This is a genomic window from Bradyrhizobium sp. CCBAU 51627, from assembly GCF_028128765.1.
GTDB lineage: Bacteria > Pseudomonadota > Alphaproteobacteria > Rhizobiales > Xanthobacteraceae > Bradyrhizobium.
The window spans coordinates 191,124-211,703 of the sequence record NZ_LBJG01000027.1 but is presented as its reverse complement, the minus strand read 5'-3'; the positions used below and the strand labels follow the sequence as shown (position 1 = coordinate 211,703).

The 20,580-nt window shown below is 63.7% G+C and carries 21 protein-coding genes, 2 tRNA genes and 1 pseudogene; 12 read left to right on the top strand and 12 right to left on the bottom strand.

All coding sequences use genetic code 11. The features are described 5' to 3' along the window. The first annotated feature begins 192 nt into the window (after positions 1 to 192). Both XH88_RS24495 and XH88_RS24490 read left to right on the top strand, forming a co-directional pair. Positions 193 to 900 (top strand): outer membrane protein, encoded by a 708-nt coding sequence (locus tag XH88_RS24495; RefSeq protein ID WP_271670820.1) that lies wholly within the window; start codon positions 193 to 195, stop codon positions 898 to 900. 245 nt (positions 901 to 1,145) lie between these two features. Then, the gene (locus tag XH88_RS24490) at positions 1,146 to 1,388 is read left to right on the top strand and encodes a DUF6719 family protein (protein WP_271670819.1); all 243 of its coding nucleotides are present in this window, start codon (positions 1,146 to 1,148) and stop codon (positions 1,386 to 1,388) included. Between the two features lie 74 nt (positions 1,389 to 1,462). On the opposite strand, the gene XH88_RS24485 is transcribed toward XH88_RS24490, so the two are convergent. Then, positions 1,463 to 1,717: a hypothetical protein gene (locus tag XH88_RS24485; RefSeq protein WP_271670818.1), complete on the bottom strand. Its 255-nt coding sequence runs from the start codon at positions 1,715 to 1,717 to the stop codon at positions 1,463 to 1,465. Between the two features lie 297 nt (positions 1,718 to 2,014). After that, complete coding sequence (locus XH88_RS24480) at positions 2,015 to 2,383, bottom strand: hypothetical protein (protein ID WP_271670817.1); 369 nt, start codon at positions 2,381 to 2,383, stop codon at positions 2,015 to 2,017. Between the two features lie 105 nt (positions 2,384 to 2,488). On the opposite strand from XH88_RS24480, the gene XH88_RS24475 reads away from it, so the two are divergent. Beyond that, a complete protein-coding gene (locus XH88_RS24475; protein ID WP_271670816.1) occupies positions 2,489 to 2,653 on the top strand; it encodes a hypothetical protein in 165 nt (54 codons plus the stop codon). 214 nt (positions 2,654 to 2,867) lie between these two features. After that, the gene (locus tag XH88_RS24470) at positions 2,868 to 3,587 is read left to right on the top strand and encodes a class I SAM-dependent methyltransferase (RefSeq protein ID WP_271670815.1); all 720 of its coding nucleotides are present in this window, start codon (positions 2,868 to 2,870) and stop codon (positions 3,585 to 3,587) included. A gap of 11 nt (positions 3,588 to 3,598) precedes the next feature. Here the strand turns inward: XH88_RS24470 and XH88_RS24465 are convergent, their stop codons facing one another. Further along, positions 3,599 to 4,042 (bottom strand): dienelactone hydrolase family protein, encoded by a 444-nt coding sequence (locus XH88_RS24465; protein ID WP_271670814.1) that lies wholly within the window; start codon positions 4,040 to 4,042, stop codon positions 3,599 to 3,601. Positions 4,043 to 4,130: 88 nt separating this feature from the next. Between XH88_RS24465 and XH88_RS24460 the strand changes: the two are divergent. Next, positions 4,131 to 4,819: pseudogene (locus XH88_RS24460) on the top strand (class I SAM-dependent methyltransferase). 133 nt (positions 4,820 to 4,952) lie between these two features. On the opposite strand, the gene XH88_RS24455 reads toward XH88_RS24460, so the two are convergent. Together XH88_RS24455 and XH88_RS24450 are read right to left on the bottom strand one after the other, a co-directional pair. After that, positions 4,953 to 5,027: transfer RNA gene (locus tag XH88_RS24455), tRNA-Thr, on the bottom strand. A 154-nt stretch (positions 5,028 to 5,181) separates the two neighbouring features. Next, positions 5,182 to 5,631, bottom strand: a complete 450-nt coding sequence (locus XH88_RS24450) for a hypothetical protein (protein WP_271670813.1) — start codon at positions 5,629 to 5,631, stop codon at positions 5,182 to 5,184. 277 nt (positions 5,632 to 5,908) lie between these two features. On the opposite strand from XH88_RS24450, the gene XH88_RS24445 reads away from it, so the two are divergent. Together XH88_RS24445 and XH88_RS24440 are read left to right on the top strand one after the other, a co-directional pair. Next, a complete protein-coding gene (locus XH88_RS24445) occupies positions 5,909 to 6,388 on the top strand; it encodes a hypothetical protein (protein ID WP_271670812.1) in 480 nt (159 codons plus the stop codon). A gap of 44 nt (positions 6,389 to 6,432) precedes the next feature. Next, positions 6,433 to 6,930 carry a hypothetical protein gene (locus tag XH88_RS24440; protein ID WP_271670811.1) on the top strand — a complete coding sequence of 166 codons (498 nt, stop codon included), beginning with the start codon at positions 6,433 to 6,435 and terminating at the stop codon, positions 6,928 to 6,930. Positions 6,931 to 6,992: 62 nt separating this feature from the next. Here the strand turns inward: XH88_RS24440 and rlmB are convergent, their stop codons facing one another. Further along, entirely contained in the window at positions 6,993 to 7,823 is an 831-nt protein-coding gene (gene rlmB, locus XH88_RS24435; protein WP_271670810.1) for a 23S rRNA (guanosine(2251)-2'-O)-methyltransferase RlmB, read from the bottom strand. 207 nt (positions 7,824 to 8,030) lie between these two features. Here rlmB and XH88_RS24430 point away from each other — a divergent pair. Beyond that, positions 8,031 to 8,116, top strand: a tRNA-Tyr gene (locus XH88_RS24430). An 898-nt stretch (positions 8,117 to 9,014) separates the two neighbouring features. On the opposite strand, the gene XH88_RS24425 is transcribed toward XH88_RS24430, so the two are convergent. Beyond that, complete coding sequence (locus XH88_RS24425) at positions 9,015 to 9,533, bottom strand: hypothetical protein (protein ID WP_271670809.1); 519 nt, start codon at positions 9,531 to 9,533, stop codon at positions 9,015 to 9,017. Positions 9,534 to 10,256: 723 nt separating this feature from the next. On the opposite strand from XH88_RS24425, the gene XH88_RS24420 reads away from it, so the two are divergent. After that, positions 10,257 to 10,640 carry a DUF1330 domain-containing protein gene (locus XH88_RS24420; protein ID WP_271670808.1) on the top strand — a complete coding sequence of 128 codons (384 nt, stop codon included), beginning with the start codon at positions 10,257 to 10,259 and terminating at the stop codon, positions 10,638 to 10,640. Between the two features lie 455 nt (positions 10,641 to 11,095). Here XH88_RS24420 and XH88_RS24415 read toward each other — a convergent pair whose 3' ends face one another. The 3 genes from XH88_RS24415 to XH88_RS24405 form a co-directional block, all read right to left on the bottom strand. Next, entirely contained in the window at positions 11,096 to 12,127 is a 1,032-nt protein-coding gene (locus tag XH88_RS24415; protein WP_271670807.1) for an LLM class flavin-dependent oxidoreductase, read from the bottom strand. Between the two features lie 97 nt (positions 12,128 to 12,224). Further along, positions 12,225 to 13,205: an NADPH:quinone oxidoreductase family protein gene (locus XH88_RS24410; RefSeq protein WP_271670806.1), complete on the bottom strand. Its 981-nt coding sequence runs from the start codon at positions 13,203 to 13,205 to the stop codon at positions 12,225 to 12,227. Between the two features lie 55 nt (positions 13,206 to 13,260). Further along, positions 13,261 to 15,318, bottom strand: a complete 2,058-nt coding sequence (locus XH88_RS24405; protein WP_271670805.1) for an ATP-dependent helicase — start codon at positions 15,316 to 15,318, stop codon at positions 13,261 to 13,263. A 126-nt stretch (positions 15,319 to 15,444) separates the two neighbouring features. On the opposite strand from XH88_RS24405, the gene XH88_RS24400 reads away from it, so the two are divergent. Beyond that, complete coding sequence (locus XH88_RS24400) at positions 15,445 to 16,047, top strand: TMEM175 family protein (RefSeq protein ID WP_271670804.1); 603 nt, start codon at positions 15,445 to 15,447, stop codon at positions 16,045 to 16,047. Between the two features lie 9 nt (positions 16,048 to 16,056). Here XH88_RS24400 and XH88_RS24395 read toward each other — a convergent pair whose 3' ends face one another. Further along, the gene (locus tag XH88_RS24395) at positions 16,057 to 16,443 is read right to left on the bottom strand and encodes a YciI family protein (protein WP_271670803.1); all 387 of its coding nucleotides are present in this window, start codon (positions 16,441 to 16,443) and stop codon (positions 16,057 to 16,059) included. A gap of 203 nt (positions 16,444 to 16,646) precedes the next feature. Between XH88_RS24395 and XH88_RS24390 the strand changes: the two genes are divergently transcribed. After that, a complete protein-coding gene (locus XH88_RS24390; protein WP_271670802.1) occupies positions 16,647 to 16,832 on the top strand; it encodes a hypothetical protein in 186 nt (61 codons plus the stop codon). Positions 16,833 to 16,842: 10 nt separating this feature from the next. On the opposite strand, the gene XH88_RS24385 is transcribed toward XH88_RS24390, so the two are convergent. Further along, positions 16,843 to 17,556 carry a substrate-binding periplasmic protein gene (locus XH88_RS24385; RefSeq protein ID WP_271670801.1) on the bottom strand — a complete coding sequence of 238 codons (714 nt, stop codon included), beginning with the start codon at positions 17,554 to 17,556 and terminating at the stop codon, positions 16,843 to 16,845. Positions 17,557 to 17,887: 331 nt separating this feature from the next. On the opposite strand from XH88_RS24385, the gene XH88_RS24380 reads away from it, so the two are divergent. Next, a complete protein-coding gene (locus XH88_RS24380; protein WP_271670800.1) occupies positions 17,888 to 20,287 on the top strand; it encodes an ATP-binding protein in 2,400 nt (799 codons plus the stop codon). Positions 20,288 to 20,580 lie beyond the last annotated feature (293 nt).

Sequence of the window (20,580 nt, the reverse complement as noted above, 5' to 3'; positions counted from 1 at the left end):
TTGCGACAAATTGTGACGGCAGGTCTTGCGCGGTCGAAAATTGCTGGCCGCAGGCGGACGTGACGGAACAGAATCGCATTGTTGCCGCGCCGTCACAGTAACGAACGATCAACGTTCCGGCATCGCCGTGAAGCAACCAAATTCACGCCACGTTGTTTCCCGAGGGTCGATTTTGAAAGAACGGGGATGATCATGAAGACGATTTTGCTCGGTGCAGCGGCTCTGCTTGCGCTGGCCGCACCGGCGGCCGCGGCCGATATCCAGCCGCGCACCTACACCAAGGCGCCGGCCTACACGCCGCCGCAGGTGATCTACAATTGGACCGGCTTCTACATCGGCGGCCATGTCGGCGGCGCCTTCGCCGGCGACACCACCTTCCAATCGAGCGACGCCCGCTTCCTGGGCGGCGTGCAGGGCGGCTTCGACTACCAGTTCGCGCCCAATTGGGTGCTGGGTATCGAGGCCCAGTATTCCTGGCTGCCGACCAACAACAACGGTGTCACGTTCCCGCTGGGCACGCAGGTGACGTCCAACACCGACCAACTCGGCTCGGTGACCGGCCGCATCGGCTACACCTGGGGCCCGACGCTGCTGTACGCCAAGGGCGGCTATGCCTGGCGTAATGGTGGTCTTGGCGTCAACATCGCCGGCGTGCCGCAGCCCTTCACCGCCACCGGTAACAGCAAGGACGGCTATACCCTCGGCGCCGGCCTTGAGTACATGTTCGCGCCGAACTGGTCGGCCAAGGCCGAGTACCAGTACTACAATTTCGGCAGCACCACCTTTACCTCCGGTCCGGCCGACATCGTCGGCGTTCGCGGCCGGGACGACGAGCATACCGTCAAGGTCGGTGTGAACTACCGCTTCGGTTGGGGCGGGCCGGCGGCCTCGCGCTATTGACCTGCCGAGTCCGGGCACGATCACCATCTGACGAAGGCCGGCGCTCCGCCGGCCTTTTGTTTTCTTGCCTCGCAGCTTGCATCGCGTGAACCATCTGGCGCGTCATTTGCACGCAAACAGTCCGGCGCGCGCCTTTCTCATGCGTGTCACGAGTGGCGAGTAAAGCAAAAATAATTTTTGCGACGTACGGAACTCGCGCTTCGGAAGGCGTATTAGTGCATTGCCGGGCTGGTGGGATATCGAACATGCGTATGTTGGCGTCGGTGATGGTGGTCTCGTGCTTCGTTGCCCTGCCGTGCTCTGCCCAAACAATCCTCAAATCCGAGCCTCTGATGTTGGCACCTTACGAGGTCGCGTTCGTGAAGGACGCCTCCTGTCCGTCAGGGAAGGTCCTCAAGGTGACCGGGGCGATCCGCGGGCTGCACCGTCGCAAGGCCTGCGTGGCGCTCCCCGGTGAGCAGGCTTCCCTGGCGACCGCGACGCCCTGAGGCATGATCCGGGAAAGTGCGAAGCGGCTTTCGGGCAAGCCCATGCCACCTGGCTGCCGGCCTTTGGCCGGGTCTTACGAGTTGAGCTGAAGCTCCATCCTGGATTCCCGCTCGGCGTCCGCTTTGTTCTTGGCCGGATCCTCGCCTTGGGCGGCCCGGCAGGATTTGATCTCATAGTCGTTGTCGAGCATCCGGCGCGGACCGTGCCGTTCCCCATCGGTGCCGACGTCCACGACCAGACCGCTCCGTTGTGCGAGTTTCCAGACGTCGGCTTCGCTCGGATAGGCTTTGCTGATCTGGCTGTCGTTGCAGAACAGGGCGTAGGGCATTTGCTTTCCGCTCCCGGAAAGCGCGTTAACGAAGTGATGCGGCGAGGGGTTCCAGATTAATCACGGGGCCGTGATCGAGGGCGCCACATAGCCGGGTCCTGAGTCCTTAACGAGTCCTGAATCGCCAAAAAAAGAAACTTTGGGACTCGTTCGGCGGAATCAGCGGATGTTTCCAGCCATGACGACCGATCTGAAAACCTGTTGCGGGCACATGCTCCTGCCACTGACGCTGGCACTGCTTGGCGCCTGCGCGGCCAATCTCTGGCTGGTTTGGTCGTGGTTATAGGCGGTCCGGCCCTACTTCGGGGCTGGCGGCGGGGCCGCGTCGCGGATTGCGGCGCGTAGCCTGGTCAAAGTTGCCGCACAATAGTCCTCGCGCTCGCGCTCAAAACGTTCCTGATGTTTTCTGAAACTGGCAATGCGGGCCTGCATCTCGCTGCGGAAATCACTTGCCGAGGGCGGGGGAACGGGTTGGGGCGACGGGGCAACCTGCGGCGGCGGATCGGCCTGCGGCGGTTCGAACGCGACTGTCACCGCCTGGACCGAGGTGACTTCTGCAGCCGCAGTGGTATCCCGTTGACGAAAATCGTCCTTCCTGCCGGACACCGACTGCACAAAGGCCAGTGTCTGCGCGATCAGTGCGTCGCGCTCCCTGATCCACTTCATGGTCCACCACCCTGTTCGAGCTATTCCACCAAAGCCCGGGCGGCGAATCAAGCGGGCCGTCCGCAAGGGATTGCATATTTTTCCCGGACGCCCGACATTAGAGCAATGGATTCCAAGCTCGAACCGTCAGACGAAGCGCAGGGCCTGCGGCTTGTGCGGGCCTTTCTCTCCCTGCCGCCCGAGAAGCGGGCGGAGGTGATCGCATTCGTCGAGGATCTGGTGCGCGCCCAAGCCCGGTCTGAGGATGGCAAGGAGGTCTCGCCGGTTTGATCGCTCCGGCGCGATCCGGAAAAGCGCGTAGCGGTTTTTCCGGGCGATCATGCTCGAACGACACCAAACGCGCGATGAATGCATCGATGCGGCTCTTGAGCGCTTTTTGACATGCGGACTGCATGCTACCTGATGTTGAACTTGCATTCCGTCTGTGATCAGTAGCCCTCTCGGGCTTTTCGCGCGACGAACGTCCAATCCTGAAGGCCGAGATATGAGCGAGGACGTCAGCGACGGCTGGAGCGCGTCAGCGGCCGCCTGGATCGTCGAGCAGGGTGACGACGGCGACTATGGTCGCCGCTACGTGCTCGATGCGCCGATGCAGGCGCGCGTCGAACACCGCGGCTTCCGCCGTGCGCTGGACGTCGGCTGCGGAGAGGGGCGCTTTTGCCGCATCATGCAGCGCGCCGGCATCCGCACGACCGGCATTGACCCGACCGAAGCGCTGCTGAGGCGCGCCCGGGAGCTGGACCCGCATGGCGACTATCGGCTGGGCCGTGCGGAGACCATGGACGTCGATGCGGATTTCGACCTGGTGGTCAGCTATCTCAGCCTGATCGACATGCCCGATCTCGACGCTGCGATCGCGAAGATGGCGGGGGCGCTGCGGCCGGGCGGCACGCTGCTGATTGCCAATCTCACCAGCTTCAACACCGCCGGCCAGCCGATGGGCTGGACGCGCGACGGCGAAGGCACCGCGCGGTTTACGATCGATCACTACATGGACGAGCGGCCGATCTGGCTGAGCTGGCGCGGCATCCGGGTCCAGAACTGGCATCGTCCCCTCAGCAGATACATGACGCTGTTGCTGGATCAGGGTCTGGTGTTGCGCATGTTCGTCGAGCCGGAGCCTAGCGGAGGCGATCCCGCCAGGATCGCCAGTCATCGCCGCGTCCCGTACTTCCACATCATGGAATGGCAGAAGCCGGATTGAGCCGGTTGCGGTCAGACGGCGAGTTTGACCTGGAAGAACTGTGTGACCCGATTGATCGCGTCCGATGTCATCGGGTCGGTGTCGGAGAAGTCAAAGCCGTGGCCCTTGCCTGGATAGGGCACGAATTCGGTCTCGGCGCCAACCGACTTGCCGAGCGCAACCAGCTCCCGTCCTTCCGAGATCGAGACGTTCTTGTCGGCCTCGCCATGCAATGCGATCAGCGGCGGCAGGTGCTTGACCTTCGCGACCATGGCCGTGGGCATGCCGCCATAGAGCACCGCGAGAGCTGCGATGCGATTGTCGCGCGCAGCGGCCTCGGCGGCGATGTAGCTGCCCAACGAGAAGCCAAGCAGGCCGACCTGTCCCGAACAGTCGGATCGGCCAAGCACGGCGGTCACGGTACGGCGACCGTATACTGCGGCGATGGCGGCCAGAGCCGCGCGTCGGCTGATCACGAGTGGGCTCGCAGGAGAGACGTTTCGGACGCGATGCGTCGCATGTATATTGGGCTTGCGACGGAATCTTGACGCGAGTCTCCAGCCGATGATTTCACACCGTCCCCCTGTGCTCGCCCATCAGCGGTTCGTTGCTGACCGGGCGAACTTTGCTGGCCTCGAGCTCGCTGCGCGCTTCGAGCGGATCGAGCGCACCAATCTCTGGGGGGCGCGACCTCCGTCTCGGGTCTCGGCTCGGAGGATTGCGCCACCGCCGCGATCCGCGAGACTCTGCCTGGCTTGTTGCAACAGCTCGGCGCCCGGTCGCTGCTCGATGCACCCTGCGGCGATGCCCGCTGGATCGGCAACATGGAGCTCGACATCGACTACACCGGCATCGACATCGTGCCGTCGCTGATCGCGGCCAACACGGCGCGCGTGGCGCGCGGCGAGGCGCGCGGCCGCTTCCTCCTTGGCGACATCACGCGCGATGCGCTACCGAGTTGCGATGTCATCCTGTGCCGCGATTGTCTCGTGCATCTGAGCTTTCAGAACATCGCACGCGCTGTCGCCCGCTTCCGCGCGAGCGGCGCGCAATTCCTGCTGGCCACGACGTTTCCTGAATGGCGGGACAATCGCGATTGCGAGGACGGCGACTGGCGCGCGCTCAACATGACGAAGGCGCCGTTCAACTGGCCGTCTCCGCGCAAGGTGATCAACGAGCGTTGCGACGAGGGCGATGGCGGCTGGCGCGACAAAAGCCTCGGGTTGTGGCGGCTGGATGAATTGCCTGACTGATAACAGTCTTGGTCGCTTGGACGCGGAGCGTGGTCGATGATCGATGCCGGATGCTGTTGCGGCGACCTTGCGCTGTCACTCCCAGGGACAAGGAAGTGTGAGGAAGGCGTCGGCCTGAGGGCACATCGGAAGCTGGTGCCGGCTGAGGGGATTGAACCCCCGACCTTCGGTTTACAAAACCGCTGCTCTACCGCTGAGCTAAGCCGGCGACGCCCCTAGGGAAACGGGCAGGGGCCGGCGCGCGCGGGGCTGCCCGCCCGCGCGTCGCAATATCAGACTTGGTTGGAAAGTGCCAGAACCCGCGTGGGCACGAAACAGGCGGCCATGCGGCCGCCTGTTGGCGCGTACGCCACGAAATCGGCTTACTGGCAGATGTGCCGGCGGCCGTCCTCGCCCTTGAACCAGGTACCGGGCGTACAGACGAAGCCGTTCCGCTGGGCGTAGGTTCGCGTGTCCCAGCCACGGTTGTCATAAGCGTAGCTGTTGTCCAACGCGCGGAACGGCGCGGTTGCGATCGCGCCCGCAGTCCCGATCGCAGCGCCGGCGACATCGCCGGCCACGTCGGTCGGCCAGAAGCCCGTATGCGTCCTGTTCCAGTCGTTATTCCAATCGCCATTGCTGTGGCGATAGCTCACCCGGCGATGGCGATAGCCACGTTCGGCATACGGATTGCCCGGTCCGACGTTCGCGCAACTGGCGTTGGGGAATTGCCCCGTGCAGCGCCCCGGAGCGGCCACCGTTTGCGCCATAGCGGAGCCCGCCAACATGGTTGCCGCGATGGCCGTTGCACCGAGAAGTGTCAGCTTTGTCATTGTTCTCTCCCATGTTGTTGATCGGGAGCTAAATGCTGAAGGCGGCTGCCGTTCCGGCGAAACGGGACATTTTGCCGACTTATCCAGTCAAACGGATGTGAGCTGAGCGAGTTCCAGGTGCGAGCGGCAGCCCGTTAACATCTCGCTATTGTCTTGCGCGGCATTTGAGCGGCACGCGATCCTTACGCATTAGGCTTACCGGAAATTGGTGAGGCGCCCTTAACCCTCTCTATGCTGCGATCCGATAGGTTGTGTTCCGGATAACCGGGATACTTCCATGCGCGCATCCGCGCTTGCCGCCTTTCTGATCGGACTGCCTGCGACGGCCTTTGCCGGCGGCGGTTTCGATATCGTCGTGCCCGGCCGTCCCGGCGTGCCGATCATCATCAACAATATCGACGCGTCCTATAGCGTCGTCGAAGGCGTCTGGGGTCTGGGCAAGAACGTCCAGGTGCAGCCCACCATCTATGGCGGACGCTATGTGGCGGAACGGCAGCCCGGCGACGTCGGCCATTATTACCCCAGCATGGGCCTGCAGCCCGGCTATGGCCGTCTCGAAGTCGAGCCGCCCGCGAACCGCAAATTGCCGAAGCCGGCCGAGAGCTATCAGCGTAGCTGGGGCGCATCGTCCGCGCCGCTGCCGCCGCAAATGGATGTGCCGGTCAATCCGCCGCCGGTGATCCTCGCGCCCGAGATCAATGACCATCCGCGGCGGGCGCGACCGCAGACAGAAATGCCCGGCAGGCCGCCGGGTTAAGAAACGTCAAAACCCAACAAGACGAAAATCAACAGGAGAGAGTAATGCGTCAGATGATTTCGGGACTGGTCGCGGCGGCTGCCGTGATGTTCGTGGGCAGCGCACCGGCCATGGCCTGCGGCTTCAATCCGTGCCAGCCGGTTGCGCCGGTCTTCACCGGTTGCGACACCGGCTGCGGCGGTTATGGCTATGGGGTCGGCTATGGTTATGGCTATGAGCGCTTGGCCGAGCCGACGACGCAGTACTACTACGTCAACCAGGGGCCGACCTACACCGGTCCCGGCGCCTTCGCGCCGTATCCGACCTACCAGGAGGACGCGGTCGTCGCGCCCGCGAATTATGGCTACGGCTACGGTTATCGCGCGGCTGTCGCGCCGTACGCCTATCATCACCGCCCGTACTACCGTCCGTATCGCTATGGCTACGGCCCGCGCTACGGCTATCTGCCGCGCACGCATTACGGCTACGGTCCGCGCTATGGCTACAGCCACCGCTACGCGCCGTACTATGGCGGCCATCGCGTTCTGCGCCGCTATTACTGATCTCTGATCGGTCGAGCCAACCAAGCGCCCGTTCGCGTGATGCGGACGGGCGTTTTGTCTTTTTAGCGCTTCATCAGCCCCAGCCGGCTCGCGCCGACATAGAGCGAGAGCACGGCAGCATTCGACACGTTGAGGCTCTTGATCTCGCCGGGCATGTCGAGCCGCGCCACGACACTGCAGGTCTCGCGCGTCAATTGCCTGAGGCCCTTGCCTTCGGCGCCGAGCACCAGCGCGAGCGGCTCGCGCAGCGTGACGTCCGAGAGGTCCTCGCTGCCTTCGCTGTCAAGGCCGACGGTCTGGAAGCCGCGCTCGTTCAAGGCCGTCAGGGCGCGCGCGAGGTTCTGCACCGTCACGACAGGCACCAGCTCCAGCGCGCCGGAGGCGGCTTTCGCGAGCACGCCTGTTGCTTCGGGGCTGTGACGTGCGGTGGTGACGATCGCCTTCACCGCGAAGGCCGCAGCCGAGCGGAGGATGGCACCGACATTGTGCGGATCGGTGATCTGGTCGAGCACCAGCACCATGCCCTCTTGCTTCAGCGTCTCGATGTCGGGCGAGGGCAGGGGATCGGCCTCGGCCAGCAGACCCTGATGTACGGCGTCCGGGGAGAGGAGGCGGTCGATCTCCTGCGGCCGGACGATCTCGGGCGCTATCGGGCTCGCGATGTTTTCGTCCGCGAGCCGCCGTGCGGCGTTCTCGGTCAGCGTCAGCTTGCGGATCCGCCGCTGCGGGTTGGCGAGCGCCATGGTGACGGTGTGCCAGCCATAGAGGATGACGGGGCCGTCGGCATGCGAATCGCGGTCGCGCCAGGCCGGCCGGCCAGCCGATTTCCCGGGCTTCTTAAAGGGCTTAGACCCGCTGCGAGGGCCCTTGGGGACGAATTTTCGATCCTTCATGGGCTCGCTTGTGTCACGGGTCCCGGAATATGGCAATTTGGGTGGCTGCGAGGGCGATTTTAGCTGTTCGCCTCGGTTGACTTTGCCCCACCGCTTCGCCCATAAACGCGCCCGGTCGCGCCCCCATCCGGGCTGTCGCGGCCTTCACGTTCCATGGCCGTCTTCGGTCCGCCGGCAAGGTCCGGCCCGATTGTGCTGCCGTCGAACGGGGGAGTGTCCCGAGTGGCAAAGGGAGCTGACTGTAAATCAGCCGCCTCATGGCTTCGAAGGTTCGAGTCCTTCCTCCCCCACCAGCCTTTTCAACAAGTTAAGAGATAGGTGCTTCCAAAAGGTCTGTGGGCCTCGGCTGGCGGCACTCGCGCTTCTTGGAGAAGATCATGGATGGCAGTCATCTCGCACGTGCGCAAAGCGAGATTGGCATGGCGCATCAGTCTCTAATCGAGTTGGGAGCGACCCAGCATCCCGGCGAAATCGAGCGGCATTGGGCCACTTTCCTCGTCCATTTTAAGCGCATCTTCACCCGACTTGGGGCGGCTTTGGGAGGAAAGGGGGGATGCTTGGGATGGGGGCATCGAGCGGTACCGCAAAGCCGATCCGTTGCTCTCCTACCTGATGCAGGCGCGCAACGCAGACGCGCACGGTCTGGCAATGGTCACCCGACGCGAGCCGGGCTTCGTACGTCCGATTGGCGCACAGCCTGTCGATCCTGCGCGGCCACATGCCGGCATACGTGTTGAACTCGAGATCAGCGATCCGCATGTCGCGTTGATTTCCGTCATCAATCGCGGGCAGACGTATCCTGTGCCCACTTTCGGGGCAACAGCATCGCCAAAGTTCATCCTCCAAATGTCGGGCTACTCGGTCTCTCATACGCGGAGAAGGTCGTCGCGCAGGCCCGAGCGACGAAATAGCTAAAGGGCGGCTGGTCAGTTGACCAACCTCATGTGGTCCGTCGCGCGGATGGCCCAATCGGTCGTGGATTGCGATCGGCGGTCTTAATCAGCGCTATGCCCATGCTTACACGACGACCTGATCCGCACCGGGAGGAATGCTGGCGTAACGGAGCGCAAGTATGGGGCTTGGGGGCGGGGCAAGAGATTTCCTCGACGTTAGTTTCGCGCGCATTGTGCCCGGAGCCCCGTCTTGAAATGCCTCTCAAGACGGAGCCCAGCCTAGACCCCCCAAAGCAACCTATTGTTTCGCGGTGGCAGTGGTCACCTCGTCGTCCGTCATGACTTCAAGGCTAAACCGATTGAACCCCGCGGGTTGAACCGCCCACTTGACCGCCTTTCCAGAGAGCGGCGCAAATACACCAGTCGCGAATTGATAGATCGCCTTTCCCGTGCTTTCGCTTCCGACTGGTTTACCGTCCTTCATCACCACCGAGCCTGCGCCTTCGGTGACGAGTGTGACTCCAATCCCATTGGGCGAGCGCAACAATCCGATCCCATTTAGGTACCGCCCTTTAGGGCCGTCCCATTCACTGGTAGAACTTCCAGTGTATAGCGCTCCTTTCAGGAGGCCCTCAACGCCGGCGCAGGCATATTGCGTACCGACGATCCGATGCCCATCGTGGTCACCGATGGGGTCTTGGCTGGCCGCTCCAACGATGTTGCATTCATATCGCCCGATCGTCTCCGACTGCGCAACTCCGCACGCGCTGATCAAGAGTGTGGAAGCAGCGACCGTCAAGATAAAGCTCTTTCCCATTGAACTACTCCTGCAATCGAGTTTGCCTTGGCATAATCAATCGAGGGCAATAGCCCGAAAAGAGTCGCTTGGCTGAGGACAGCCGCGCTGCCTGCCGATGGCCTTGTCGCTGCCTCCAGATTTCGGCACATCCTCGACGGCAGCTCAAAGTAGCGGGTGAACCATACACCTCTAGAACGGGTCTCGAAAGGTGGATTTGCGGCCTGCCTTCCGTCGCGATCACCGCTGCGAATTGAGGATCAATGTAGAGTCCGGTCATCGGCCGAACATTCTGCCTGTTCAAGGAAGTACAGCATGGCAGCGCGAGACGTTCTCAGAACTTGCTCGCGGATTGGTGGTGTCACCGTGTCGATCGCTTCTTGTGCGTCTTGCCTTTCGGGCGCTTCACTCCCGTGGCCGCTTCGAGCATGCGAAGGACTAGCTCAGCTTCATTGATCGGTATTGATGGCATATTGGCCTCCGATTAGAGCGTGCCGCCCCGGAGCGCAGCCAGCTCCGGGAAACGTCTGTACGGCCACGGCTGACTTAGCGCCAAGGTGTCCTGACACTCAGTCGTAAGTGCCGCTGCGAGCCTGAGCGGACGGTTATTGCTCGGTCGGAGGACTACCATTCGGGACCGACTGCGACTTTTTGACTACGCTTCTTTTCCTGCGGTGGACCAAGGTTGGGCTACAAGCTCTTATCCCCAATCTTGGGGGATGACCGACCAAAGGGAGTACGATAATGAGGATCCGTTATGCGGTAGCGTTGTCGATGCTGGCAGGGTCCGTGATTGGCGCGTCTGCGATCCAGACTCTCCACGCCCAAGCCAAACCGCCCGTTTACATGGTTGCGATCAACGAGATCACAAATCAGGAAGGATACACGAAGCAATACCTGCCCACGGCGCAGAAAACGATCAAGGACCATGGCGGTGTGTACGTGGCTGCTGGAGCCGGAACGCAGATTGATGGCTCCTTCCCAAAAGGTCGCGTTGTTATCTTACGCTGGGAAAGCATGGATGCGCTGAATGGGTGGCGTCATTCATCCGAGTATGAGGCCATCAGAAAGGTTGGCGAAGGGTTCGCTAAGTACAACATCGTTGCAGTCGATGGAGTGAAGCAATAGCAATCCGCCGCCCGATCCAAACGCGCGACCTGTTGGTGCGGCCTCACTGCGATTGCCGTAGTTGAGGCCGCCGGATACTCCTTAAAGCCTAACAAATATCTCCTCGCGGGCGCACGTTGATCCTCATGGCATCTATCTCGTTTGCGGTCAAAGCAAGCCGCGAGAACGTCGCCCCAACGCAATCCCATCGCTTGGGACAACTGGTAGTTCTCCGGGCGGCTTAGATAATGTACTTCCTCACTGCCTGTCTGATTGTGCTTGTCTTGAGTGGCGTGGTTTCGTTTCGGCGATCGAGTTTTCTATCACGAAATGTCTGGGGGTGGCTCGCAGCGCCAGCCTTCGCTCGCTTCGCGAGCTACGGCTCGGCCAGCCAGCCTCGGAACTAAATTAGAGGCGCGAAGTGAGCGAAGGCTGTCACGCCGTAGCCCGCAGGGCGTAGGCGGACTGTCGCGGAATCACCCCATCATCTCCCGCACCATCGGCACCACCTTCCGCCCATAAAGCTCGATGCTTCGCATCAGCTTCTCGTGCGGCAGGGGCCCTGCCGAATACTTCAACTGGAACCGCGCAATCCCAAGCGCCTTCGCGGTCTTGGCGATCTTGCGTGCGACCGTTTCCGGCGAGCCGACATAGAGCGAGCCGTGCTCGGCCTCGCTGACGAATTCATCGCGGCCCATCGGAGGCCAGCCGCGCTCGCGGCCGATGCGGTCGCGCATCGCCTTGTAATCGGGCCACAGCTCCTCGCGCGCCTGCTCGTCGGTTTCGGCGACATAGCCGGGCGAGTGCACGCCGATCGGCTGGGCGGGGCGGCCAAACTCTTTGAAGGCGCGGTGATAGAGATCGACGTAGGGCGTAAACCGCGCCGGATCGCCACCGATGATCGCGAGCATCAGCGGCAGATCGTAGTGCGCAGCGCGCACCACCGATTGCGGGCTGCCGCCGACGCCGATCCAGGTCTTCAGCGCGCCGTTCTCCACGGGCGGATAGACCAGCTGATCCCGTAGCGGCGGACGCAGCTTGCCCTGCCAGGTCACCGGCTCTTGCGACAGCAATGCAGCGAACAGGTCGAGCTTTTCCTCGAACAGCTCTTCATACTTGCGCAGGTCGAAGCCGAACAGCGGAAAGGATTCCGTGAACGAGCCGCGGCCGAGGATCACCTCGGCGCGGCCGCCTGAGAGCGCATCCAGCGTCGCAAAGCGCTGGAATACGCGAATGGGATCGTCCGAGCTCAACACCGTCACGGCCGAGCCGAGATGAATGCGCCTGGTGCGCGACGCGATCGCCGCGAGCACGGTTTCGGGCGAGGAGATCGCAAAATCAGTGCGGTGATGCTCGCCGAGCCCGATGAAGTCGAGGCCGAGTTCGTCCGCCAGCACCGCTTCGTCGACGACATTGCGGATCACCTGCGCGTGCGAAAGCATGCTGCCTGAGGCGTCCTTGGTGACGTCGCCAAAAGTATCCAGTCCGAATTGAAGCGGTGCGGTCATCGATCAAGTCTCTGTGGGGAGGATCGACCAGATCTAATGGACCGCGGCCAAGCGACAAGGCGGCATTCCGGAAATGCTCGGTTTCCGTTTGTGAGGTCTATGGTGCGATCCGCACGACCATCTTGCCAAGCGCAGAGCGTGTCTGCATCGTCCTGAACGCCTCGCGGAAATCCTCGAGCGCGAAGACGTGGCCGACCACGGGCTTCAGCTGCCCGTCGGCAAGCCAGCCCGTCAACTGCGAGATCAGGCGCTTCTGCATGTCGGGCTCGCGCAGCGGAATCTGCGCAAGGTCGACGCCGAGCAGAGCGCCGCCTTTCAGCAGCGGCAGATTGAACGGCAGCGCGGGAATCGCGCCGGCGGCAAAACCAACCACGAGATGGCGCCCGCGCCAGGCGATGGAGCGAAAGGCCTGCACCGAGATTTCGCCGCCGACGGGATCGAAGATGACGTCCGCGCCGTGTCCGTGCGCCAGCTCCTTGAGAGTGTCGCGCCAGTCCGCTTGCGTATAGTCGATCACAGCGTCGGCGCCCTGTCCGCGCGCGAACTCGCGCTTCTCCGGTGTCGAGGCCGCTGCGATGACGCGAGCGCCGAGCAGCTTGCCGATCTGGACGGCCGCAATTCCGGTGCCGCCGGCCGCACCCAGCACCAGAAGCTGCTCGCCTGCGGCCAGCGTGGCGCGCGCACTCAGCGCGTAGAGCGCCGTCAGATAGTTGGCGCGAAACGAGGCGGCAACCTCCGCCGTGACACCGTCCGGCAAGGCATAGACCGCCTCAGGGTCGACGACGATCTCCTCGGCAAGCGCACCCGACCGCGTCATGCCCATCACGCGCATGCCGGGTTGATAGCCGCCCGGCCTGCCGGGCGCTTCGGCCACGACGCCTGCGAATTCGGTCCCGGGAATGAAGGGCAGGGGATCTTTGGTCTGATAGCGCCCCTCGACCTTCAAACCGTCGACAAAGCCGATGCCCGCCGCTTCCACCCGAATGCGCAATTGTCCGGGCTCCAGACGCGGAGCCGGAACGTCCTTCAGCTGGATCTGATCGACAGGGGCATATTGCTCGACGACGACGGCTTTCATCTCGGACCTCTGGTTTCCTGATATCCTGACAGGTCCCGCGGCCGGACTCTTGCGTCTATCGCCACATCCCTCGCATCTTGGCCCCAATGTCGATCTTCGGCCCCTGCGCCGCGGTTCGGGCGGCGCCGGCGGCGGCCTTCGGCCAGGCGGTGCGCTCGAACAGATAGACCAGCTGCTCCGGGATGAAGCGGGTGCGCGAGGCGTAGACGTGGCGGTCACCCTTGGCGGCCTGGCCGTGGACGAAGAAGCGCTGCGGAACGACGAGATGAAGATCGTCTTTGGCGCGCGTCATCGCGACATAGAGCAGGCGGCGCTCCTCCTCGATTTCGGCGCTGGTGCCGGCGCCGAGGTCGGAGGGCATGCAGCCGTCGACGACGTTGAGCACGAACACCGACTTCCACTCCTGGCCCTTGGCCGAGTGGATGGTGGAGAGGATCAGATAATCCTCGTCGCGGAGCGGTGGACCCGACTTGTCGCTGGTCGCATCCGGCGGGTCGAGCGTGAGCTCGGTCAGGAATTTCTCGCGCGAGGCATAGCCGCTCGCGATCTGCTCGAGCTGCATCAGGTCGGCGCGGCGCGTCTCGGAATCCTCGTGCAGCCGATCGAGATGCGGCTCGTACCAGAGCCGCACGCGCTCGAGATCGACGGGCCATTCCGAATAGCGCAGGTTCTCGATGATGCGCACGAAGTCCGTCCAGTCCGCACCGGTGCGCGCCGGCACCGGCAGCCGGCCGAGTGCGGCAAACGGATCGGTGCTCTCCGCCATCTGGTCGAGCACGCGCTGCGCTGTCGCGGGGCCGATGCCGGGCAACAGATGCAGGATGCGGAAGCCGGCGACGCGGTCGCGCGGATTTTCGGCAAAGCGGAGCAACGCCAGCACGTCCTTCACGTGCGCGGCGTCGAGAAATTTCAGCCCGCCAAACTTGACGAACGGAATGTTGCGGCGGGTCAGCTCGATTTCGAGCGGGCCGGAGTGCGAGGAGGTCCGGAACAGCACCGCCTGGTGCTTGAGCAGCGCCCCTTGCTCCCGGTTCGCCAGCACTTCCTCGACGATGTAGCGCGCCTGGTCGGCCTCGTCGTGCACGGTGACGAGTTGCGGCTTCTGTCCGGCGGTGCGGTCGGTCCAGAGGTTTTTGGTGAAGCGCTCGCGCGCGAGGCCGATGACGCCATTGGCCGCCGCCAGCACCGTTTGCGTCGATCGGTAATTGCGATCGAGCGTGATCATCTCGGCGCGCGGCGAGAAGCTCTGCGGAAAATCCAGGATGTTGCGGACGGTGGCGGCGCGGAACGAGTAGATCGACTGCGCATCGTCGCCGACGACGGTGAGCCCATGCCCGTCGGGCTTCAGCGCCAGAAGGATCGAGGATTGCAGGCGGTTGGTGTCCTGATATTCATCGACCAGCACATGGTCGAAGCGGCCGCCGATCTCCTCGGCGATCAGCGCGTCGCTCATCATCTGCGACCAGTACAGCAGGAGGTCGTCGTAATCGAGCACCTGCTGGGCCTGCTTGGCCTCGACGTAAGCGGCGAACAGGCCCTTCAGCTCGGCGGCCCAGCCGCTGCACCAGGGATAATGCTGGCCGAGCACCTTCTCGATCTCCATCTCGGCGTTGACGCATCGGGAATAGATCGAAAGGCACGTGCCCTTGGCCGGAAAGCGGCTCTCGGTCTTCGACAGGCCGCGCTCGTGCCGCACCAGGTTCATCAGGTCGGCGGAATCCTCGCGGTCGTGGATGGTGAAGGCGGGATCGACGCCGATCCGCTCGGCATATTCGCGAAGCAGCCGCGCGCCGATGCCGTGGAACGTGCCGGCCCAGGTCAGCGCATCGCGCATGATCGCGGCATTGTTCTCGCCCAGCACCTTGCGGGCGATGCGCTCGACCCGGCCCGCCATCTCGGCGGCGGCGCGGCGCGAAAAGGTCATGAGCAGGATGCGACGCGGATCCGCGCCCGCGACGATCAGGTGCGCGACGCGATGCGCCAGCGTATTGGTCTTGCCGGAGCCCGCACCCGCAATGACGAGCAGGGGGGCGCCCACGGTCGCGCCGTCGGCCACGCCATGCTCGACGGCGCGGCGCTGCTCCGCATTGAGCGTGTCCAGATAGGTTGTCACGAATCGCCCCGGTGAAAGACTGAGAATCGGCGATCCGCTCACGAATCGCAATGCGGCTGGACGGAACTGCTGATAACACCTAGGGAAAAGGCGGCCCAAAGTTCCAGCCCCGAAAAGCGCACCGGCATGATTGAGCCCAAGCCCGAACCGAAGCCCGAACAATTCGAGATGCGGCGGCTGGAATCGCTCAGCAACACCATTTTTGGTGTCGCCATGACGCTTCTGGCCTACGACCTGCCCAAGGCCGCGGTGTTCGCCAGCGCGCCCGACTGGAGCGACCTTGCCAAGGTCTATTCCGGCAAGCTCGCGGGCTTTGCGCTCAGCTTCATCATCGCCGGTCTGTTCTGGATCAGCCATCACCGGCGGCTGGCGCGTCAGCCCGTGGGGAGCCGCGGGGTCGTGATCCTCAATCTGCTTTTCCTGCTCTCGATCGTGCTGTTGCCGGTGACCAACGGCCTCTACACCAATTATACCATGAGCAGCGCCGTTGCCGTGCTCTACGGTCTGCACCTCTCGGCGATTGCTGGCCTCAATGCCTGGCTCTGGTGGACCATATTGGGCGGCTGGCGGCGTGAGACGCTGGCCTCATTGTTTCCGCTGCTGGTGTTCGTCCCCGGCACGATCGTTGCGGCGTTTGCGCCTGAGGTCGCGCCGTTCCTGTGGTTCATTGCCTTCGGCGGGCTGCTGATCCGGCGCTTCTATGGGCCACAGGACGAACCGGATGTGTAGGCTTGGTGCTCATTTGCCTGCTGCCGTCGCGCCGAACCCATCGGCGGGCACGTAAAGCTTGACCGGGCGGATTTCGTAAACGGCGCTCGGATTGACCGCGCGCAGCTTCCGCGCCGCGGCGATCGCCTCTTCATCGGTGTCGTATTCGACGAGATGGAAGCCCAGAAGCTGTTCCTTGGTCTCCGCAAACGGGCCGTCCAGCACGATGCCGGCGCCGGGGCCACGCAAGGTGCGGGCCTTTCGCGTGTTATCCAGGCGGGCGGCCGGCCCCAAATGTCCGCTTGCCCTCAGGGGCGCCTGCACCTCGATGACCTTGGCCACGACGGCGGCGTCCTCCTGCGGCGTCCACGCCAGAAGCTCGTCTTCCACATGGTAGGCCAGGATCGCGTAGAGCATCTTCACCTCGCTTCGTTTTTGGGCGCGCCGCTCGAAGGACGTATGATCGCCGCCGTTCCCGACAATCCCGATACCAGATTATTGCGTCTTGGCGACCGCGGCGAAACCATCCTGAAACCCGATTGCCGCCTTCGGCGATGAACGCCGCCCGGAGACACGGCGACTGATGGCCACAGAGCGGTCGAAGCTCATCGGAGGCGGCAATGTCGGGTCATACCATCAAGATCATTTGCGATGCACGGCGGGCAGGGAGGTCGGAGCCTGCCGATCTGCGCGATCAGGCAGGCCATCACCGCTATTACGGCAGCTCCGTCGAGAGTGGCGGCGAGCGCATCGTCGAAAGCCGCAGCGGCAAGCGTCCCTCGCTGCTCGCCATCCTCGGTCTCTGAGCCGGCGTTCTCACTGCGCGCTCAGGACCTGCTTGACGAGCGCCTCGCGTAGCGCCGCCAATTCGCCGCTCGCCTCCATCTGCTCGATCACCTGTCCAACCCTCGGCACGAGATCGCGGTGGCGCTCGTGCAGATAATGGTAGATGCGGATGCGCTCGAGCGGCGGGGAGAGCGGATAGATCCTGGTCTGCAGATTGAGCTTGCGGACCGCGGCCAGTCCGCTGAAGAGGTCGGTGACCATCACGTCGAAACGATCGGCGTCGAGCATCCTGATCATGTTCTCGAGGCTCGTGGTCGCCGTGACGCGGTCCATGCCGCGCGTGCCGGCTTCCGACGAGCCGACGCCGCGGACGATACCGATGCTGTAATTCCTGATCGAATTCCAGCCGTCCACCTCGAAATGGAGCTTGGTCGTGAACACGGCGGGTTCGATGTAGTTGATCGCCGGCGTGACCTGGAGCAGCGTCGGATAGTCGCGCGACAGCGTTCCGATCCGCTGGATTTCGCCGTCGACCTCGCCAGCGCTGGACAGCGCCAGCGCCCGCTTGCCGGGAACGTCCTCAAATTCAAGCTTGATGTTCAGCTTGGCGTAGACGGCCCGCAGCATCTCGCCGCCGACATATTGATCCGGGATGTCGGCGATCCGCGCCAGCCGGATGACCGACTGCGCGGCGGACGAGCCTGCTGTGAACAGCGACAGGCAAATGACGAGTATCCGCCACATGGTGCCCCTCAGCTCGGCGCTTGCTACCACTAGCTTCCTGCGTCCGCACGATCCACCGAAGATGGCACTCACGCCGGTCAAAAACCTGACGGTCGCCTGCCATGCAGGCGACTCCGGATTTTCACCGATGTCATTCTAGCACGGAGGGTGGTAGTTTGCGCGGAAATCCTGCTGCTGGGCGCAAGATATGACCCCACCGACCTCAGATCGCCCAAGGGCCGACAGGATTGCCGCGCGCATCGCGTGCTGAGGGGGTATCAAAACCGTCGAATTGCGCGTGGCTGCGACCGGCAGGCCGGAGAGGGTGTCGCCGTATTCGAGGGCGGGATGCATGGGCAACGCAGGTGACAAGAATCCCGATCGCGGCCGCGCTGCTGCGCCGATGGCTGCGAAGCAGGATTTGAGCGGCGGCGCAGCCGCGTTCGCGTCGCCGATGCTCGTGGCGCCGCTGTCGCGGATTTTCAACTGGTCGCGCAGCGGCATCGGGCCCCGCCTGCTTGCCGCCGTACTGCTGTTCTCCTCAGTCGTGACGCTGACACTGACCGCGCTCCAGCTCTATCTGGACTACGAACGCGAAGTCGGAGTGATTGAGACGCGGCTCGAGGAGGTCGGCCGCAGCACCACCGCGAGCCTCGGCGAGAGTCTGTGGAATCTCGACCAGAACCAGCTCGAGCTCCAGCTCGACGGCATCCTGCGGCTGCCCGATATCCGGGCCGCCGAGGTTCGCGAGATTGCCGATCGCCCCAATCCCATCCGTGTCGCCGTCGGCGAGCGAAAGAGCCGCTCGGTGGTGACGCGCGACTATCCGCTGACCTATGCCGTGCAGGGGAGCGCGCACACCATCGGCGTGCTCCACGTCGAGGCGACGCTGAGTGATGTGTATCAGCAATTGCTGCACCGGGCCCTGGTCATCCTGGCAAGCCAGGCGGCAAAGACGTTCGTCGTCTCACTGTTCATCATCTACATGTTCCACATTCTGGTGACGCGGCATCTGGTCGCCATCGCAGAGTTCGTCAGCAAGTACAGCCTGGCGAGGCCGCCGCCGCCTTTGCATCTGGAGCGACGGGCGTTTCACGACGCCGACGAGCTGGACAAGGTGGTCGACGCATTCAACGCCATGTGCGTCAACCTCGGTCGCGCCTATGGCGAGCTGCGCGAGGCCAATGCGAATCTCGAACGCGATCTGAAGATCCGCCGTCGTGCCGAAGAGGATGCGCGTGCGAGCGAGCAGCGCTTTCGCGACTATGCCGAGACCGCATCCGACTGGTTCTGGGAAACCGGGCCAGATCATGTTTTCACCTACATATCGGACCGGGCCGGCGCTTTCGGCATGAACCCTGAGGCGCTGATCGGCAAGCGGCGTCCGGACGCGGCGTTCGATCACGACGCGGAAGTGCAGAAATGGCACGACCACATGGCGACGCTCGATCGCCACGAGCCGTTCCGGAAATTCGAGTATCGCGGCCGCGATGCAGCCGGGCACCTGCATTGCTTCAGCGTCAACGGTCAGCCGGTGTTCGCCGACGACGGCCGTTTCATGGGCTATCGCGGCTCGGCCACGGATCTTACCGCGCAGCACGAGACCGAGGAGCGGCTTCGCCAGTCCCAAAAGATGGACGCGATCGGCCAGCTCACCGGCGGCGTCGCGCACGACTTCAACAATGTGCTGACCGTCATCACCGGAACCATCGAGATCATCCAGGAGGAGCTTGCGGACAAGCCCGAGCTCGCAGCGATCGCCCAGCTCATCGATGATGCGGCCTCGCGCGGCGCCGAGATCACGTCGCAGCTGCTCACCTTCGCGCGGCGCCAGCCGCTGGAACCGCGCGAGATCGACGTCAATGGTCTCGTGGTCGAGACGGCGAAGCTGTTGCGGCCGATCCTCGGCGAGCACGTCGAGATCGTGACACGGCTTGCCGACGATACGTGGCCGGCGATGGCCGATCCGTCGCAGCTTTCGTCGGCGATCGTCAATCTCGCCGTCAATGCGCGCGATGCGATGCCCGGTGGCGGCAGGCTCACGCTCGAGACCGCAAACCGGCAGGTCGACGGTGCCGGCGAAGGCGACGGCGATGCCGGCTCCTTTGTCATGGTCGCCGTGGCCGACACCGGCCATGGTATTCCGGCCGACATTCGCGACCGCGTGTTCGAGCCGTTCTTCACCACCAAGGGGGTCGGCCGCGGCACCGGGCTCGGCCTGAGCATGGTTTACGGTTTTGTCAAGCAGACCGGCGGCACCGTCGCGATCGAGAGCGAGGAGGGCCGCGGCACGGTGGTACGGTTGTTCTTGCCGCGATCGGCGGGTGGGGCGGGAGCCAGGTCCGGGCCGGTTGAGGCGCCAGCACCGGCGCGCGGACACGAGACCATCCTCGTGGTCGAGGACGATCCGCTGGTGCAGGGCTACGTCATCGCCCAACTCGGCAGCCTCGGCTATCGCACGCTCACCGCCGGCGATGGCGCAGCCGCGCTCGCGCTGGTCGACCAGGGCGCGAGCTTCGATCTCCTGTTCACCGACATCATCATGCCCGGCGGCATGAACGGGCGGGAATTGGCCGAGGCGGTCCGGCTCCGCCGACCGGGCGTGCGGGTGCTCTACACCTCCGGCTATACCGACAATACCCTCGTCCACGAGGGACATCTCGATCCTGGCGTCGCGCTGCTTCGGAAGCCGTACAGGAAGGCGGACCTGTCGCAGAAGATCCGAGAGATGCTCGCGGGCGAAGGGCCCTGAGCCGGGCCCCATCCGGCGGGGAAGCGATCAGAGCAAAGAAAAGGCGCGGCGGGAGAACCCCGTCGCGCCCGATTTCTTGCTCGCTGGTCCAGGGCTGGAAGCGCCCCGATGCCAAGCCTTGACGAGAGCTTAGCGGGCGATCCCAGCGAGGTGACAGCGCTTGAGATAAGACACTGGATCACCTCCTTTCGTTGGTTTCGGGATGCTGAATATAGGGCGCAACGCTGCCGCTGTTAAGGGCCGGCGGGGACAGCGCGGAACTGGACTGTGTGCAAGGGCCGGAAAGCCGGCAA

What these genes read in the sequence shown, in the direction of transcription:
- XH88_RS24495 (WP_271670820.1), top strand. Translation starts at nt 193, where the DNA reads ATGAAGACGATTTTGCTCGGTGCAGCGGCTCTGCTTGCGCTGGCCGCA.
- XH88_RS24490 (WP_271670819.1), top strand. Translation starts at nt 1,146, where the DNA reads ATGCGTATGTTGGCGTCGGTGATGGTGGTCTCGTGCTTCGTTGCCCTG.
- XH88_RS24485 (WP_271670818.1), bottom strand. Translation starts at nt 1,717, where the DNA reads ATGCCCTACGCCCTGTTCTGCAACGACAGCCAGATCAGCAAAGCCTAT.
- XH88_RS24480 (WP_271670817.1), bottom strand. Translation starts at nt 2,383, where the DNA reads ATGAAGTGGATCAGGGAGCGCGACGCACTGATCGCGCAGACACTGGCC.
- XH88_RS24475 (WP_271670816.1), top strand. Translation starts at nt 2,489, where the DNA reads ATGGATTCCAAGCTCGAACCGTCAGACGAAGCGCAGGGCCTGCGGCTT.
- XH88_RS24470 (WP_271670815.1), top strand. Translation starts at nt 2,868, where the DNA reads ATGAGCGAGGACGTCAGCGACGGCTGGAGCGCGTCAGCGGCCGCCTGG.
- XH88_RS24450 (WP_271670813.1), bottom strand. Translation starts at nt 5,631, where the DNA reads ATGACAAAGCTGACACTTCTCGGTGCAACGGCCATCGCGGCAACCATG.
- XH88_RS24445 (WP_271670812.1), top strand. Translation starts at nt 5,909, where the DNA reads ATGCGCGCATCCGCGCTTGCCGCCTTTCTGATCGGACTGCCTGCGACG.
- XH88_RS24440 (WP_271670811.1), top strand. Translation starts at nt 6,433, where the DNA reads ATGCGTCAGATGATTTCGGGACTGGTCGCGGCGGCTGCCGTGATGTTC.
- rlmB (WP_271670810.1), bottom strand. Translation starts at nt 7,823, where the DNA reads ATGAAGGATCGAAAATTCGTCCCCAAGGGCCCTCGCAGCGGGTCTAAG.
- XH88_RS24425 (WP_271670809.1), bottom strand. Translation starts at nt 9,533, where the DNA reads ATGGGAAAGAGCTTTATCTTGACGGTCGCTGCTTCCACACTCTTGATC.
- XH88_RS24420 (WP_271670808.1), top strand. Translation starts at nt 10,257, where the DNA reads ATGAGGATCCGTTATGCGGTAGCGTTGTCGATGCTGGCAGGGTCCGTG.
- XH88_RS24415 (WP_271670807.1), bottom strand. Translation starts at nt 12,127, where the DNA reads ATGACCGCACCGCTTCAATTCGGACTGGATACTTTTGGCGACGTCACC.
- XH88_RS24410 (WP_271670806.1), bottom strand. Translation starts at nt 13,205, where the DNA reads ATGAAAGCCGTCGTCGTCGAGCAATATGCCCCTGTCGATCAGATCCAG.
- XH88_RS24400 (WP_271670804.1), top strand. Translation starts at nt 15,445, where the DNA reads ATGATTGAGCCCAAGCCCGAACCGAAGCCCGAACAATTCGAGATGCGG.
- XH88_RS24395 (WP_271670803.1), bottom strand. Translation starts at nt 16,443, where the DNA reads ATGCTCTACGCGATCCTGGCCTACCATGTGGAAGACGAGCTTCTGGCG.
- XH88_RS24390 (WP_271670802.1), top strand. Translation starts at nt 16,647, where the DNA reads ATGTCGGGTCATACCATCAAGATCATTTGCGATGCACGGCGGGCAGGG.
- XH88_RS24385 (WP_271670801.1), bottom strand. Translation starts at nt 17,556, where the DNA reads ATGTGGCGGATACTCGTCATTTGCCTGTCGCTGTTCACAGCAGGCTCG.
- XH88_RS24380 (WP_271670800.1), top strand. Translation starts at nt 17,888, where the DNA reads ATGGGCAACGCAGGTGACAAGAATCCCGATCGCGGCCGCGCTGCTGCG.